The 14,191-nt window shown below is 31.2% G+C and carries 16 protein-coding genes; 7 read left to right on the top strand and 9 right to left on the bottom strand.

Going from position 1 to position 14,191, the window contains the following annotated elements:
* Positions 1 to 50: 50 nt before the first annotated feature.
* Complete coding sequence (locus QMG60_RS06030; protein WP_281867202.1) at positions 51 to 1,646, bottom strand: L,D-transpeptidase family protein; 1,596 nt, start codon at positions 1,644 to 1,646, stop codon at positions 51 to 53.
* Positions 1,647 to 2,071: 425 nt separating this feature from the next.
* Between QMG60_RS06030 and QMG60_RS06025 the strand changes: the two genes are divergently transcribed.
* From QMG60_RS06025 to QMG60_RS06010, 4 genes are all read left to right on the top strand, one after another.
* The gene (locus QMG60_RS06025) at positions 2,072 to 3,202 is read left to right on the top strand and encodes an Mrp/NBP35 family ATP-binding protein (protein ID WP_057115871.1); all 1,131 of its coding nucleotides are present in this window, start codon (positions 2,072 to 2,074) and stop codon (positions 3,200 to 3,202) included.
* 117 nt (positions 3,203 to 3,319) lie between these two features.
* Positions 3,320 to 3,559 carry a NifU family protein gene (locus QMG60_RS06020; RefSeq protein ID WP_057116000.1) on the top strand — a complete coding sequence of 80 codons (240 nt, stop codon included), beginning with the start codon at positions 3,320 to 3,322 and terminating at the stop codon, positions 3,557 to 3,559.
* 212 nt (positions 3,560 to 3,771) lie between these two features.
* Positions 3,772 to 4,254 carry a hypothetical protein gene (locus QMG60_RS06015; protein ID WP_057115869.1) on the top strand — a complete coding sequence of 161 codons (483 nt, stop codon included), beginning with the start codon at positions 3,772 to 3,774 and terminating at the stop codon, positions 4,252 to 4,254.
* A 59-nt stretch (positions 4,255 to 4,313) separates the two neighbouring features.
* The gene (locus QMG60_RS06010) at positions 4,314 to 4,631 is read left to right on the top strand and encodes a 2Fe-2S iron-sulfur cluster-binding protein (protein ID WP_026982672.1); all 318 of its coding nucleotides are present in this window, start codon (positions 4,314 to 4,316) and stop codon (positions 4,629 to 4,631) included.
* A gap of 39 nt (positions 4,632 to 4,670) precedes the next feature.
* On the opposite strand, the gene QMG60_RS06005 is transcribed toward QMG60_RS06010, so the two are convergent.
* Both QMG60_RS06005 and QMG60_RS06000 read right to left on the bottom strand, forming a co-directional pair.
* Entirely contained in the window at positions 4,671 to 5,279 is a 609-nt protein-coding gene (locus QMG60_RS06005) for a DUF1877 family protein (protein WP_057115866.1), read from the bottom strand.
* Positions 5,280 to 5,333: 54 nt separating this feature from the next.
* Positions 5,334 to 5,882, bottom strand: coding sequence for a hypothetical protein (locus tag QMG60_RS06000; RefSeq protein WP_281867201.1), 549 nt, complete (start codon positions 5,880 to 5,882; stop codon positions 5,334 to 5,336).
* A gap of 280 nt (positions 5,883 to 6,162) precedes the next feature.
* Between QMG60_RS06000 and QMG60_RS05995 the strand changes: the two genes are divergently transcribed.
* On the top strand, positions 6,163 to 6,699 hold the full coding sequence (locus QMG60_RS05995) for a hypothetical protein (protein WP_281867200.1): 537 nt from the start codon (positions 6,163 to 6,165) through the stop codon (positions 6,697 to 6,699).
* A 93-nt stretch (positions 6,700 to 6,792) separates the two neighbouring features.
* Here the strand turns inward: QMG60_RS05995 and QMG60_RS05990 are convergent, their stop codons facing one another.
* The 5 genes from QMG60_RS05990 to QMG60_RS05970 all read right to left on the bottom strand — a co-directional run bounded on the left by QMG60_RS05990 (position 6,793) and on the right by QMG60_RS05970 (position 12,111).
* Complete coding sequence (locus tag QMG60_RS05990; protein WP_281867199.1) at positions 6,793 to 7,191, bottom strand: SMI1/KNR4 family protein; 399 nt, start codon at positions 7,189 to 7,191, stop codon at positions 6,793 to 6,795.
* A 129-nt stretch (positions 7,192 to 7,320) separates the two neighbouring features.
* Positions 7,321 to 7,860 (bottom strand): DUF4303 domain-containing protein, encoded by a 540-nt coding sequence (locus QMG60_RS05985; RefSeq protein ID WP_281867198.1) that lies wholly within the window; start codon positions 7,858 to 7,860, stop codon positions 7,321 to 7,323.
* Positions 7,861 to 8,025: 165 nt separating this feature from the next.
* Positions 8,026 to 9,015, bottom strand: coding sequence for an aspartate-semialdehyde dehydrogenase (locus QMG60_RS05980; protein WP_057115858.1), 990 nt, complete (start codon positions 9,013 to 9,015; stop codon positions 8,026 to 8,028).
* A 175-nt stretch (positions 9,016 to 9,190) separates the two neighbouring features.
* Positions 9,191 to 9,574, bottom strand: coding sequence for a large conductance mechanosensitive channel protein MscL (mscL, locus tag QMG60_RS05975; protein WP_281867197.1), 384 nt, complete (start codon positions 9,572 to 9,574; stop codon positions 9,191 to 9,193).
* A gap of 68 nt (positions 9,575 to 9,642) precedes the next feature.
* A complete protein-coding gene (locus tag QMG60_RS05970) occupies positions 9,643 to 12,111 on the bottom strand; it encodes a bifunctional UDP-N-acetylmuramoyl-tripeptide:D-alanyl-D-alanine ligase/alanine racemase (RefSeq protein ID WP_281867196.1) in 2,469 nt (822 codons plus the stop codon).
* A gap of 132 nt (positions 12,112 to 12,243) precedes the next feature.
* Between QMG60_RS05970 and QMG60_RS05965 the strand changes: the two genes are divergently transcribed.
* A complete protein-coding gene (locus QMG60_RS05965) occupies positions 12,244 to 12,849 on the top strand; it encodes a hypothetical protein (RefSeq protein ID WP_057115999.1) in 606 nt (201 codons plus the stop codon).
* On the opposite strand, the gene QMG60_RS05960 is transcribed toward QMG60_RS05965, so the two are convergent.
* The gene (locus QMG60_RS05960) at positions 12,844 to 13,548 is read right to left on the bottom strand and encodes a porin family protein (protein ID WP_057115855.1); all 705 of its coding nucleotides are present in this window, start codon (positions 13,546 to 13,548) and stop codon (positions 12,844 to 12,846) included. The genes QMG60_RS05965 and QMG60_RS05960 overlap by 6 nt on opposite strands.
* A gap of 223 nt (positions 13,549 to 13,771) precedes the next feature.
* On the opposite strand from QMG60_RS05960, the gene QMG60_RS05955 reads away from it, so the two are divergent.
* Positions 13,772 to 14,125 (top strand): hypothetical protein, encoded by a 354-nt coding sequence (locus tag QMG60_RS05955; RefSeq protein WP_281867195.1) that lies wholly within the window; start codon positions 13,772 to 13,774, stop codon positions 14,123 to 14,125.
* Positions 14,126 to 14,191 lie beyond the last annotated feature (66 nt).

Here is a 14,191-nt window from a genome sequence, read left to right as displayed (position 1 = left end):
TTTTTAGAACCCGGCAGATTCCCAAGAAATCTGCCGGGTTTTTATTTCAATTACTTCATACTTACCGAATCAGAATAAAGCAGTTTATCTAAACTTTCATCTCTGCTGTACACATCTGGGAAAAAATTTATTTCGCCATCATCCTGAACCCAAGCTGTAAAATATCCAATATAAACTGGAATTTTATTTTTAAGCATGCAGGTTGTTTCTTTTTCACCGCTCATTGCTTTATCAATTTTATCTACCGGCCAGTCTGGATCATCTTTTAAAATTGCCAATGCTAATGCTCTTGCTTCTTTTACATTAATACAGCCGTGACTAAACGTACGATTTTCAAACTCGAACAAACTTTTTGCAGGTGTATCATGCATGTAAATATCATTCGGATTCGGAAACATAAATTTTACCAGTCCTAAAGAGTTTTTAGGTCCAGGTTTTTGTCTCACTTTCCCGCCATTCCATTCCATATTATGATCTGCCAAATAGTTTTTATCGTTTGCCATCTGGAGTTTTAATTCGTTTTGAATAATGCTGTTCGGAACATACCAGTAGGGACTAAATACGATTCGGTCCATAGTACCGCTAAAAATTACAGTTTCGCTCAATCTATTACCAACGAAGATATCAGAGACGAGTTCGTATTTTCCATCTTTTACATAAAACATTCTAAATGACGGAATATTGACCATTACATATTCATTCGCTCTGGCCAATTTGGTCGGAATCCATCTGCATCTTTCCATATTCAGCATTATAGTTTTAATTCTTTTGCTGATCGGTTCATTCATTTGGTTGATATGATCTCTCGTTATAACATAGTTTAATTTTAAATTGTAACGCTTTTTATAGTTCAGTATGCCGGCCATCAGCTCTTCATCATAAACATCACTTTTAGAATCCTGCTTTAAATCTCCCACAACAAATAAGCGATTTCTAATTTGCTGAATAGCAATACCCTTATCATCTGGTCTCAATTCTTTAAAGTTTACACTATCAATTGTTATCTTCTGCCAAAGATTATCAGTTTCTATTTTTCTGTATTTTTTTAAGGCATCTTTCAGCTTATAATATTGGCTAAACAATAAATAATCGTCTTCATTTAATCGATTTGTGTCGACAATCAGCGAATCTAGAATTCTGGAATACGAAATAGTTTTAGCCGGTAAGTACCAGCCAATTTTCTTTAAAGTCGCAGGATCTACACCAGAGTAAACATTACTGGCATAAAAAATATACATATTTGTAAGGAGCAATTCTGCATCTATTTGCGGAGGGGTGATATTATCACTTTCATTAAATGCTTGATCGATTACTTCTTTATAAGGCATTTCATTATTTATTCCCTGGTCTTTCAGCACATTTACTTTTTGATACAGTAATGCACCAAATTCGGTTATGCTTTTATCATCATACCAAATAGATTTGTATTGTTTGTTTTTGTAGATATCCTCTACATCTTTTTGATATTTTTTCAGTTTGGGATATTTTTTAAAAAAAGCATTTATAGATGCCGCATCTATAGTTATGATTGAAGCATATTTATAATTTGCTGAAGCTTCTTTGCTTTTTTGGCCTGAAAATGACTTAAATGAAAATGCAAAAAAGCAAATCGCAAGAACGATTGTTGAAAAAGTAAAATTTCGCATATTTTTAAAGTTTAAATGATAGAAATAACTTTTGTAAAAAATATCGAAAACCCAATAGACATTACTTAAAAAACTAGTTTTCACATACTTTTTTATTAACTGGAAATTATCGATTTGGGCAATCAAATATAGCGAAGATTTATGAGATTCTAATTTAAAAAAGCAGAAAATTTATACAAAAACTACAATTTCAGCTTAATTTGAAAGCTGCAATAATTTTGATATTAAATCTTTTACTCTAATTTCTTCAATATAAAAAACGCTTTAAAGGACTACATAATAATTTTGAATAATCTCTCTATCAATAATTACAATTCAAAATCGCTTAATTCCGAACTTAATCTGTTATCTTTGCACCCTGAAATCAGTTTAAATAAACATAATATTTAAACCGACTTCATACAATAGAAAAATAGCCCATTACAATGAAATTAGATAGAAAAGAAATTCTTAAGGCTTTAGAAACCATTACTATTGCTGGAGAAGGAAAAAATATGGTTGAAAGCGGCGCTGTAACCAATGTTATTACTTTTGGTGACGAAGCTGTGGTAGATTTAGTACTGCACACGCCTGCTATGCACATTAAAAAAAGAGCTGAAGATGATATTAAAAAGACTATTCACGAGTTAATATCGCCTGATGCTAAAGTAAAAGTAAATATTAAAGTAGAATCTCCAGAGAAGCCTGAAATCAAAGGCCGTGCTATTCCTGGAATCAAAAATATCATTGCAGTTGCTTCTGGTAAAGGAGGAGTAGGAAAATCTACTGTAACTGCAAATCTTGCTGTTACACTTGCAAAAATGGGATTTAAGGTTGGTGTTCTCGATGCCGACATTTACGGTCCTTCGATGCCGATTATGTTCGACGTTGAAAACGAAAAACCAGTTTCTATTACTGTTGACGGAAAATCAAAAATGAAACCTATTGAAAGTTATGAAATCAAAATGCTTTCAATCGGATTTTTTACGGCTCCAAGTCAGGCTGTAATTTGGAGAGGTCCAATGGCAGCAAAAGCATTAAATCAAATGATTTTTGATGCAGACTGGGGAGAATTAGATTTTATGCTTCTTGATTTACCTCCAGGAACTGGAGACATTCACTTATCTATCATGCAGTCTTTACCAATTACTGGAGCTGTTGTAGTAAGTACTCCACAAGCTGTAGCTTTAGCAGATGCTAAAAAAGGAGTTGCAATGTTTATGCAGGATAATATTAATGTTCCTGTTTTGGGAATTATTGAAAATATGGCGTACTTTACACCAGAAGAATTACCTGACAATAAATATTACATCTTTGGACAAGAAGGTGCTAAAAACCTTGCTGCAGACTTAGATGTACCATTTTTAGGAGAAGTTCCTATTGTACAATCTATTCGTGAAGCGGGAGATTACGGTCGCCCAGCAGCATTGCAAACAGCTTCTCCTATAGAAAAAGTATTTGAAGAAATTACACGTAACGTTGTACAGCAAACAGTAAACAGAAACGAAAGTTTACCAGCAACAGAAGCTATCAAGATTACAACTATGGCTGGCTGCTCAGCAGTAAAAAAGAATTAGATAATTTAGACAATGAGGCAATGAGATAATGATTTAAAGTAATTTAGGATAATTTTAAAATTATCTAATTAACACATTATCTCATTGGCACATTATTTAATTGACACATTAAATATTATGACAACAGAAGAATTAACAAATAATGTTTTATTGGCTTTAGATGAGATTAGGCCATTCTTGAAATCTGATGGAGGAGACATTTCATTAATTTCTATTGAAGACGATAAACATGTAAAAGTTCGCCTGGAAGGAGCTTGTATTAGCTGCAGCGTAAATCAAATGACGTTGAAAGCAGGTGTTGAAACAACGATAAAAAAATATGCGCCACAAATAGAAACGGTGGTAAATATTATGTAACAAAAAATTCATTTTTTTTGAAAGTAAAGTTTTATAATTAACAAGAATAATAAGTCTTATTATGATTTGTTTAAAAAAATACTAAAAAAACCTTCAAAAAGCAATGGTTTTTGCGACATTCACAAAAAAAAACTCAAAGTTTTAAGAGTTTTAGTTAGAGATTTGTTACATTTTAATTTAAATTTGTAAACATAACCCTAAAATCTAAACTTATGAGAAAATACTACGCTCTTTTTATATTATTGTTTACAAGCGCTGTAAATTATGCTCAACAGAGTCAAACGCTTTTTGCCGACAAAGCATGGGTAAATGAATCTGAAGAATGGTCTGACTTTCAATATTCGGGACAGATTATTTTTTCTACCAAAGGAACAAATGAAGAAGGTACCTTGAGAATTGGCAATTATGATTTTTTATATGACCTTTGCGAAGGAAAAGCTAAATTCTCAAATAAAGCAACTTACAGCTCTGCCGAATTCGCGCACCCAAGAAAACTTAGTGCTCAGACAGACAAACAAGGAATATTAAATTCTACTTACGAGGGAACATTAATATTTCAATCAGATAAGGATTATTATTCTGTTATTTCAGTTGTCACGATATTAGAAAAAGGAGGCAATATTATTGGTGTAAAAATGCGCCTTAAAGACAGTAATCGAAAAGAATATGCTTTTAGCTTAAAAGAAAAAAGTTAAAATTAATAAGGAATTTGAACACGTTTTCAAATTCTACAATAAAATTCCAATAATTAAAAATGGATGTATTAATAAAGATTAAGGATCGAGAAGGAGTTATACACGAATTACAAGCTCCAACTGATATGGCAATGAATATAATGGAGTTATGCAAAGCATACGAACTTCCTGTTGAAGGAACCTGTGGCGGAATGGCCATGTGTGCATCCTGCCAATGTTATGTTCTAAATGATGTTGCATTACCAGAAATGGGAGATGAAGAAGAAGCCATGCTTTCGGAAGCATTTTATGTTAAATCTAATAGTCGTTTAGGCTGTCAGATTCCAATTACTACAGAATTAGAAGGACTGGAATTAGAACTGGCTCCGGAATATTAAAAATAAAAAAAAGCGAGAATTTAAAAGTTCTCGCTTTTTTTATGAAATTTTTACAACAACAAAAGCATTAAGCTTTTCTGCTTCTTCGTAAAATCTTTTAAGTTCGTTGAATTCTTCTTTCAAATAAACAAATTTATCAGGATGTATTAGTTTATAAACTATATTCTGCATTTCTTCTAGATTATAATATTTAATAAGCTCATCAAATTCAACACATTTTAGAAGATTATAAATTTCGTTCACTTTTTCCTGATTTATATACTCAAATCTTACAAATTGCGAATCATTTTCAATCATAATTCCTGAATAGAAAATCTCTGAGACCTTAATTTTGTTTTTATCCTTTAAATAATGTTTTAAGAGATAATTAATGGTATCGTAGCCTCGTGTCCGACTATAAAAGTTATAATTTTCAATATTTTGATTTGGATAAAAATACACGACCTTAATCGAGTCCTCTATTAATTCTTCTAATCTATTTTCAGTATTTACATCTGAATTTTTCTGGATCATTTTTAAATGAAGCCTTAAAGTTTTAACATCTAAAATTTTATCAAAATCTATAGCATACGACAAGTTTGATTTTGCTTTCTCAATAACAAAATCAGCTTTTCCTGGAATTGAAAAAAGATGTAAATCTAATCCCATCATTATGAGTTAAAAAAATGAATTTAAGTTTTCTGTTTGATAAAAATCAAGGTTTTATTTCCACTTCCAATCTAGTTCTGAGAGGAAATCAATTTGTTGTTTTTCAGCAATTGTTTTTAATTTATTTCTTAGATTTTCAACATTCTCAATTTTATCTTTAGGAATCATCAAGTTTCCAGATGCTTTAAAAGTAATAAAAAAATAATCTGCAATTTCAATTATATTCTCAAATGAAGAAAAATTCAATTCTGCTTTTCCAATATTCTCACTAGTAGTTTCAAATAAATCTTCTTTAAATATTATACTTGATACAATACCAACTCTCTCTTTAAGATTTTCATTTACATATTTTTTAAAAAGTCTTTGATAATAATGTTTTAAATATATTGGAAAAATAAAAAAACAAACAATTCCAGCACTCGTAAAGTAACAAGCCTCAACTAAACATTTATTCAAATAAAACAAAAATCCTATTAGCAACAGTATTAGTGTCACAAATACTCTAGCTAATTTTTTTTGTTTTTTAATTAGTTTACTTTTTGATGCTAGATAGAGTTGTTGTTGTAAAAAGTCGTTTTCTGTTAGGGTAAAATTTATTTCCATATTTTTATAATAATGCTATATCCGTAATTTGATAGTTTTAGTTTCAAAACTTATACTTTCTGCAAAACAAATACTATTAACACCTTTGCAGTGATCCCTAAAGACATAATTATAATATTATAAGGTTTTATTTCGAAATATATTTGTCTTTTTATAACACTATTATGTCTTTTAAAGACCAAACAGTCCTTTCTTAAAAATTACTTTTGCGAAAAATTAGAGCAACAAAAATCTTCTTAAGCTCTTTTTAAATCATTTATAATTAACAACAATGACCAAAATGAAAGGAATTTTAAGCTTTATCGGCATTACATTATTGACAGTTACTTTATTTTCATGCAACAAAAACGAATGGACACCAGAGAAAGAAGCTGATTTTAAAAAACAGTTTATAGAAACTGCAAAAACTAAAGGAAAAGGAATGTTTTCAGATGAACAAGCAACTTATATTGCAGATTGTGTTTTTGATAAAATTAAAGCGGATAATTTAAAACCAAACGATATTAAAAAACCTGGAGTTGTAATGTCTGTAAGACAAATGGGAGCGCAATGTTTGCAAGAAGCACTTTCTAAATTTAAATCTACAACCCAAAATAGCTGGAATCCTGAAACCGAACAAACTTTTAAAAGCAGTTTAAAAAAGACTTTGCTTAGCACAGGTGCAAAAGCACAAGATGTTTCCTTTATTGCAGATTGTTTTTTTACAAAATTAAAAGAACAAAATTTAGGTCCAGCTGATTTACAAAATCCAAAAAATGGTGATTTGGTTCAAAAAATTGGTAAAGAATGTGGTGAAGAATTAATGAAAAAGAAATAATTTCAACTTAAATTAAAAAAGCCGTAATTACAATCTTGCAATTACGGCTTTTTCTTTATAATATTTTTTTATTAAACAAATTTAAATAGCTGGCTAAGATTCCATTAATGCTTTTATATTTTCTGCAACTTGTTCATAATCTCCAGTTTCATGATACCATATATAAATACGTTCACTTAATTTTTTATTGTTATCTAAAGGAATAAGAATTAAGTAATCACCACAACCATTTCCTGCAATAGCGATCGCATTTACTGGAAAATTATCCCATTCTTTAGCTTGTTTGGTTTCTAAAATAATATGATTACAAGTTCTGCTTATTCTCTTCTTATCGCTCTTATCAAAAAACGGGTAAAGATTCCAATTATCGTTTTCGGTTATAGCTTCACCTCCATTTTCTGCTGTCATTTTTTCTTTGAACAAAGTAGGAAAGCTTACTCCTAATTCTTCTTCCGTTTCAATTATATATTTTAGATCGACTGGAAATGCCATAAAACTTAATTTAACTCTATTTACAAAAGTAATTTTTAAACACTAGATAACAAAAAAACAATCCTATAGAATTCAAAAAAGCCGTAATTACAATCTTGCAATTACGGCTTTCTCTTTATAACAATTTATCTATTTACTATCACTTTTTTTATTCTCAACTCGTAACATTCTTTGTTCAGCATCTTCAAAATCTTCATCATGATCAATAGAAAAGGATACAAAATTTTCATTTTTAGGTATAGTTTTATAAATTTCTGACTCTCTAAATTCAAGTAAACATTCACAAAAAAGTTCCATTAATTCTTCAACAAAGAGTTTCCAAGATTTATAGTCATCATCTGGTAAATCATTAAATATTTTGTTCAATTCTTCTTCTGACAAAACATTAATTGTATCAAAACACATATATTCCCAATCACCTATATTATACTTTAGACCTTTAACAGCTTCATCTAATCTATAATACTCACTATATCTGCCATTTTTATAACGATTAAGAGTTTTTTCAAAATCCTGGATGGTATTGAAACATAAATTTACTTGCGCATCTTCAGCATTACAAGAGTAGGCGAAAGCATAAAATTCAAGATCTGGATTTTGTGATAAAAACTCCTGTACTCCAGTAGTGGTAAAATCGATAAGCTTCTGTTTTATTTTAGATCTGTCCATATTTTTATAATTTTAACTTGGCAAAAATACTTTCCTCAAATTATTAAATCACCTAAAAAAGCCATAAAGCAAACAGAATAAGCCATTTATAAAATCAAAAAAGCCGTAATTACAATTTTGCAATTACGGCTTTCTCTTTATAACAATTTTCTTTAATCTCTCAGATTATACCAAACCTGCTTGAATTAAATATTCAGCGATTTGAATCGTGTTTGTTGCAGCACCTTTTCTTAAGTTGTCAGCAACGATCCACATGTTTAATGTGTTTGGCTGGCTTTCGTCACGACGGATTCTTCCAACAAAAACATCATTTTTACCTTCTGCATATAATGGCATTGGGTAAGTAAAGGTATCTAAATTATCCTGAACCACTACTCCATCTGTATGGTGTAGGATTTCGCGAACTTCATTTACATCAAAGTCATTTGTAAACTCAACGTTTACCGCTTCGCTATGTCCGCCTACAACTGGCACACGAACTGCAGTAGCTGTAACTCTAATTGTATTATCACCAAGAATTTTTTGAGTTTCACGAACTAATTTCATTTCTTCTTTAGTGTATCCGTTTTCTTCAAAACTATCGCAGTGTGGAATCGCGTTTCTGTGAATTGGATATTTGTAAGCCATATCACCTTGAATTCCTGCGTACTCATTTTCTAGTTGTTTTACCGCTTTTACACCAGTTCCAGTGATCGATTGGTAAGTAGAAACAATGATTCTTTTAATGTTGTATTTTTTGTGCAGTGGAGCCAAAGCCAATACCATTTGAATAGTAGAGCAGTTTGGGTTTGCAATAATTTTATCTTCTTTTGTCAATACAGAAGCATTGATTTCTGGAACTACCAATTTTTTAGTAGGATCCATTCTCCAAGCAGACGAGTTGTCGATAACAGTTGTTCCTGCTGCAGCAAATTTAGGAGCCCATTCTAATGAAGTATCTCCACCTGCAGAAAAAACAGCAATATCCGCTTTCATATCGACAGCTGTTTGTAAGCCTACTACTTTATATTTTGTTCCTTTGTATTCAATTTCTTTTCCTACTGATCTTTCAGAAGCAACAGGAATTAATTCTGTAACCGGAAAATTTCTTTCCGCTAAAACTTTAAGCATTACTTCGCCAACCATTCCGGTAGCACCTACAACTGCAATTCTCATTTTTATATTTTTAAATAATTCAATAATCAAATTTTATAGGACAAAAATAAGTATAATAAAAGTCTAAACAAGGTGATTCACAAAAAATAACAAAATGTTACAAAATAAACATTTTGTAAAAAAACCGCCTCTTTAGAAGGCGGTTAAGTTAGACTTAGTGTAGCGGTATTATATCTTATTGTTTGTTTTTCAACAAATCTCTAATTTGAGTAAGTAATTCTTCCTGAGTTGGTGCTGCAGGTTGATTTGGAGCTGGTTCTTCTTTCTTTTTAAGACTGTTTAATCCTTTAATTATCAGAAATAAAACAAAAGCCACAATAATAAAGTTAATTACTGCCGAAAGAAACAAACCGTACTTAACACCTCCAAAAGCTGTTAAATCTTCTATTCTTGACAAATGAGCTGCATCTAAAGCAGGTTTTAATACTAAAGGCGTAATTACATCTTCAATAAATGAACTTACAATTTTACCAAAAGCCGCTCCAATAATTACTGCAACAGCAAGATCAACTACGTTGCCTTTCATTGCAAATGCCTTAAATTCTGAAAAAAATCCCATATCTAACGTGTTTGTGTTTATAATAAGTGAATATCGAAAATACGGAATTTTATTGAAAGTTTTTAAGATTATCGGAAAAATACCCGTTTTACGCGCTGCGAAATACTCGTCATAATCTCGTACGGAATTGTTTTTAAAGCTGCTGCCATTTCAATAACGGTTGGGCTTTCGCCGAAAATAATTACAGAATCGCCTTCTTTGCAATCTATTTCGGTTACGTTTACCATCAGCATATCCATACAGACACTTCCAACAATTGGTGCTTTTTGATTTTTTATGACAACAAAACCAACTTCATTTCCCCACAATCTGGCAATTCCGTCCGCATAACCAATTGGAATTGTAGCAATTTTAGTTTCTTTTTCGGCCATAAAACGGCGTCCGTAACCCACGCTGTCTCCAGCGGGAATAGTTCTAACCTGTGAAATAATCGATTTTAAGGTTCCAACATTTTCCAAATATTTTTGTTCTAATGGATCGTTGGAAACTCCATACAAACCAATTCCTAAACGCACCATATTGTATTGCGCATTCGGGAAATTACTAATTCCAGAAGTGTTTAAAATATGACGAATCGGATTGATATTTAATTCGCTTATTAATTTTGACGACAGTCTATCAAATAAGTTGATTTGTTGGTTTACAAATGCATAATGTTTTGGTTCATCGCTTGTTGCCAAATGCGATAGAACACTTTGAACACGAACTGTTGAATTTCCTTTTAAAGTAGCGATCAATTCGTCGATCGTATTGTCTTCAAAACCTAAACGATGCATTCCAGTATCAATTTTAATATGAATTGGAAAATCTTTTAGATTCTTTTCGCGGGCAATTTTCAAAAAGGCATTCAGCCCTTTTATGCTGTAAATTTCAGGTTCTAACTGATATTGTATAATAGATGGAAAACTTGTCGATTCTGGATTTAAAACCATAATAGGCAGTTTGATACCACCGTTTTTCAACAAAATCCCTTCATCGGCGAAAGCCACACCTAAATAATCTACTTTATGATGTTCTAATAATTTAGCGATTTCCAAACCTCCGTTTCCATAACCAAAAGCCTTAACCATTACCATCATTTTCACATTTGGTGCCAGTTTCGATTTGTAGTAATTAAAGTTATGACTGATTGCATCGAGATTAATTTCAAGAACTGTTTCGTGTGTTTTCTCTTCAAGCATTGAAACAATTTCTTCAAAATGAAACGACCTTGCTCCTTTTATTAAAATGGTTTCATTGGCAAAATTTAAACTTTCAATGGCCTCGATAAAGTCATTTTTAGTTGGAAAAATAGTACTGTTTGAAAATTTAGAGGCGAAAGCGCTAATCGTTTCTCCAATTCCAATTATACGGTTTATTTTATTAGAAGCAATTAAGTCAGCAACTTTTGAGTATAGTTCTTCATTGGAAAATCCGCTTTGAAAAATATCCGACAAAATAACTGTTTTAGCAGCATTCTTTTTTTGGCTTTCCAAGAAATCTAAAGCGATTTTTAACGATTGAAAATCGGAGCTGTAACTATCATCTATTATACTGCAATTGTTAATTCCATTCTTAACTTCAAGGCGCATTCGAACGGGATAAAGCATCTGGATTCGATTTTGAATCGCTGCCTGATCATAGTTAAAATGCAATAAAACCAATAAACAAGAAATACTGTTTTCTAAAGAAGCCGAATCACTGAACGGAATTTCTAAATCAAAAATTTCATTTTGATATTGATATTGAATCTGGGTGTGATCGTTTTTACTTTCTTTTTTCAGAATAAAAACATCAGCAGTTTTATCGGTAAAACTCCATGAAAAAAGTTTTCGAGGATGAAGCATATATTCGGCTGCAAATTGTGTCAAACAAGAATCTACAACTTCATTTTTTTGATAAATAATAACTGGGCAGTCTTTAAATAAAAGCAATTTCTCATCAATCTTCTGCACTAAATTTAAAAAGCCTTCATCGTGCGCGCTTCCAATATTTGTGAGCACGCCAATTGTAGGTTTAATGATTTTTTCGAGATTAACCATTTCGTTAACCGTAGAAATTCCAGCTTCAAAAATTCCGAGATTGTGTTTTTCGTTAATAGCAATTACCGAAAGCGGCACGCCAACCTGCGAATTGTAACTTTTTGGACTTCTGATAATATTGTATTCTGGACTTAGTAAAAAATTAAGCCATTCTTTTACTATCGTTTTTCCGTTACTTCCCGTTAATCCAATAACTGGAAAATGAAAAAGATTTCTATAATATGCTGCAAATTTCTGTAATGCTTCCAGCGTATTTTCAACAACCAAAAAATTAGCTTTTCCAGAATAATTATTGGGAATATATTGCACAACAAAGTTCTGCACTCCTTTTTCTATTAAATCGGGAATAAATAAATGAGCATCATTGTTTATGCCGGCCAAGGCAAAAAATAATGTCTGAGGTCCGTTTTGGAGTGAACGGCTGTCAATCGAAATATGATCTATAGAAATAGATTCATCAGAGCCAATCCATTTGGCATTAAGAACTGAAACTAGGCTTTTTAAATTTAGGCTCATTTAGGAAAATCTTTTTTTCAAAATTAAGATATTAAAGATAGAAAAGAGTTGTGATTTTCTTAAAAAATAAAGCGTTTTAGCTTCGCTATTTATATTTCTGTATATTTGTTTATTACCACAAATTTGAGCGTTTTGAAAAAGTTACTTCCTATTTTCTCCTATATATTACACCCCATTTTTATATCGTTGTATGCAACATTGTTTTATTTATTCTATAAAGGAGACATTTTTAGCACACAGGAAAAATATTTTGTTTTAATCCAGATTTTGGTGATTAATGTGGTTGTTCCTGTTTTATTTTATTTACTGCTGCGATCAACTGGACATGTAAAATCGATCATGCTGAGCCAGACTTCAGAACGCACCATTCCGCTAATTTTACAGTGCTTTTTGTATATTTTACTGGTAAAACGAAGTATAGTTATTATTCGTTATCCTGAACTTCATTTCTTTTTTCTGGGAGCCTTGTTTAGTACAATTTTGGCTTTAGTAAGTACACTATTTAAAGTAAAGGCAAGTTTACATATGGTTGCTATTTGTGGTTTTGCCATTTTTGTAATTGGCTTAAACATTCACCTGCAAATGCATAATCCATATTGGCCGGCTTTGCTTATTTTATTATCTGGAGTTGTGGCTTCATCCCGTTTAGAGATGAATGCACATACATCAAGAGAAATATTAATTGGATTATTTATTGGAATTATGCCCCAGCTTTTATTTTTATACCTGTGGTTATAAAATATAAAAGATCAATCCGGCATTTAAAGTTTTCAAATTGATTTTTTCGCCAGCCCCAGTAGTGGCAGAATTAAACAACGGATTTAAACCGTAGTAAATATATATGTTCCAGGTATTATATCCCGCGGCAAGATAAGGTCCGTATTGAAATTTGTTGATATCGGGATTATTATTGATTTTATAGGTTTTCTCTCCATCATCCAAAATTGATGCACTCGAAAAAACATAACTCAATTTCACACCGCCATAAATACGCCAGAATTTAGTGCTTTCATAAGTTGAATTTCTCCATCTAAATTCTATTGGAAGATCTACAGAATATTGTTTATAACGATTTGAAACAAATTCTCCGTAATCATTTACCCCATAAGCAATTGCACCTGATCCATCTTGAAAAATGGTTAGATTTTGATAATAATTTTGATAGCTTAATCCTAAACCGGCAGCAATTGATACTGTTCTTGATTTGTTAACCGGCATATCGCGCAGAAAACCTCCAGAAAGTCCCAAAGAAAATTTATTCTGTTTAAACTTATCAGGAATATCTGTAAACATGTTATAGGTAACCGAAAAGAAAAACTGATCTTCTCGATATAAAGAATCAATTTTGATTACTGGTTTTACTTCAGGTTTAACTTCTTCTTGTGCAAAAGAGCTAAAAAAAGTGAGTAAAAACAAGCAGCTAAAAATAATTCGCATATCGTGGTTTGGTTTTAAAGAGGTTTTAAAAATAAACGCTCTTCTGCGTCTATTTATTTCATATACAAATATAACATAATGCTTTTTCTAGTAACGATAAGAAATATAAATATTCTCTTTTTGTTGGAGATTAAAATTAATTGCTGCGTTTTTTGCAATAAATCAATAGGGATAAGCAAAAAATAAATGAATTTTCTTTTTATCTTTTATACCTTTGCTGGAAATGAAGAAAAAACAGCTCATATTAAGTTTATCTTTTGCTGTAACAATATTGTTCTCGATATTGTTTCAGTCGATACACAGTTATGAGCATATTGCAAAACAGCTTTTAGAAAAGCAGTGTCATCATAATTACAATGATCCCAGCGGAGAAATAACGCACCAGCATCATAATTATGAAGTTTGTTTTGTTTGTAATTTTGCGTTTGAATCATTTGTGGTTCCGCAAGATTTCTCTTTTCAGTTTTATTATTTCAACAGCGATATTCCTTATTTCTTTCCGCTGTCAGAAAAGATTTTTTCTGTTTCCCCAAGCGCCTATTTATTGCGCGGACCTCCTTTTGCTGTATTTTCTTAAATTTTTCGGTTTCTAAAAAAATCACATTTTCTTTTTATTTTAAATTGAAACTGCGTTGAGTTTCCT

The sequence above is a fragment of the Flavobacterium sp. GSB-24 genome (genome assembly GCF_027924665.1).
Lineage (GTDB): Bacteria > Bacteroidota > Bacteroidia > Flavobacteriales > Flavobacteriaceae > Flavobacterium.
The sequence above is the reverse complement of the archived record's forward strand: the minus strand, read 5'-3'. Positions and strand labels throughout refer to the sequence as shown.

Coding starts and splice junctions, on each gene's coding strand:
- QMG60_RS06030 (WP_281867202.1), bottom strand. CDS start 1,646: ATGCGAAATTTTACTTTTTCAACAATCGTTCTTGCGATTTGCTTTTTT.
- QMG60_RS06025 (WP_057115871.1), top strand. CDS start 2,072: ATGAAATTAGATAGAAAAGAAATTCTTAAGGCTTTAGAAACCATTACT.
- QMG60_RS06020 (WP_057116000.1), top strand. CDS start 3,320: ATGACAACAGAAGAATTAACAAATAATGTTTTATTGGCTTTAGATGAG.
- QMG60_RS06015 (WP_057115869.1), top strand. CDS start 3,772: ATGAGAAAATACTACGCTCTTTTTATATTATTGTTTACAAGCGCTGTA.
- QMG60_RS06010 (WP_026982672.1), top strand. CDS start 4,314: ATGGATGTATTAATAAAGATTAAGGATCGAGAAGGAGTTATACACGAA.
- QMG60_RS06005 (WP_057115866.1), bottom strand. CDS start 5,279: ATGGGATTAGATTTACATCTTTTTTCAATTCCAGGAAAAGCTGATTTT.
- QMG60_RS06000 (WP_281867201.1), bottom strand. CDS start 5,882: ATGGAAATAAATTTTACCCTAACAGAAAACGACTTTTTACAACAACAA.
- QMG60_RS05995 (WP_281867200.1), top strand. CDS start 6,163: ATGAAAGGAATTTTAAGCTTTATCGGCATTACATTATTGACAGTTACT.
- QMG60_RS05990 (WP_281867199.1), bottom strand. CDS start 7,191: ATGGCATTTCCAGTCGATCTAAAATATATAATTGAAACGGAAGAAGAA.
- QMG60_RS05985 (WP_281867198.1), bottom strand. CDS start 7,860: ATGGACAGATCTAAAATAAAACAGAAGCTTATCGATTTTACCACTACT.
- QMG60_RS05980 (WP_057115858.1), bottom strand. CDS start 9,015: ATGAGAATTGCAGTTGTAGGTGCTACCGGAATGGTTGGCGAAGTAATG.
- mscL (WP_281867197.1), bottom strand. CDS start 9,574: ATGGGATTTTTTTCAGAATTTAAGGCATTTGCAATGAAAGGCAACGTA.
- QMG60_RS05970 (WP_281867196.1), bottom strand. CDS start 12,111: ATGAGCCTAAATTTAAAAAGCCTAGTTTCAGTTCTTAATGCCAAATGG.
- QMG60_RS05960 (WP_057115855.1), bottom strand. CDS start 13,548: ATGCGAATTATTTTTAGCTGCTTGTTTTTACTCACTTTTTTTAGCTCT.
- QMG60_RS05955 (WP_281867195.1), top strand. CDS start 13,772: ATGAAGAAAAAACAGCTCATATTAAGTTTATCTTTTGCTGTAACAATA.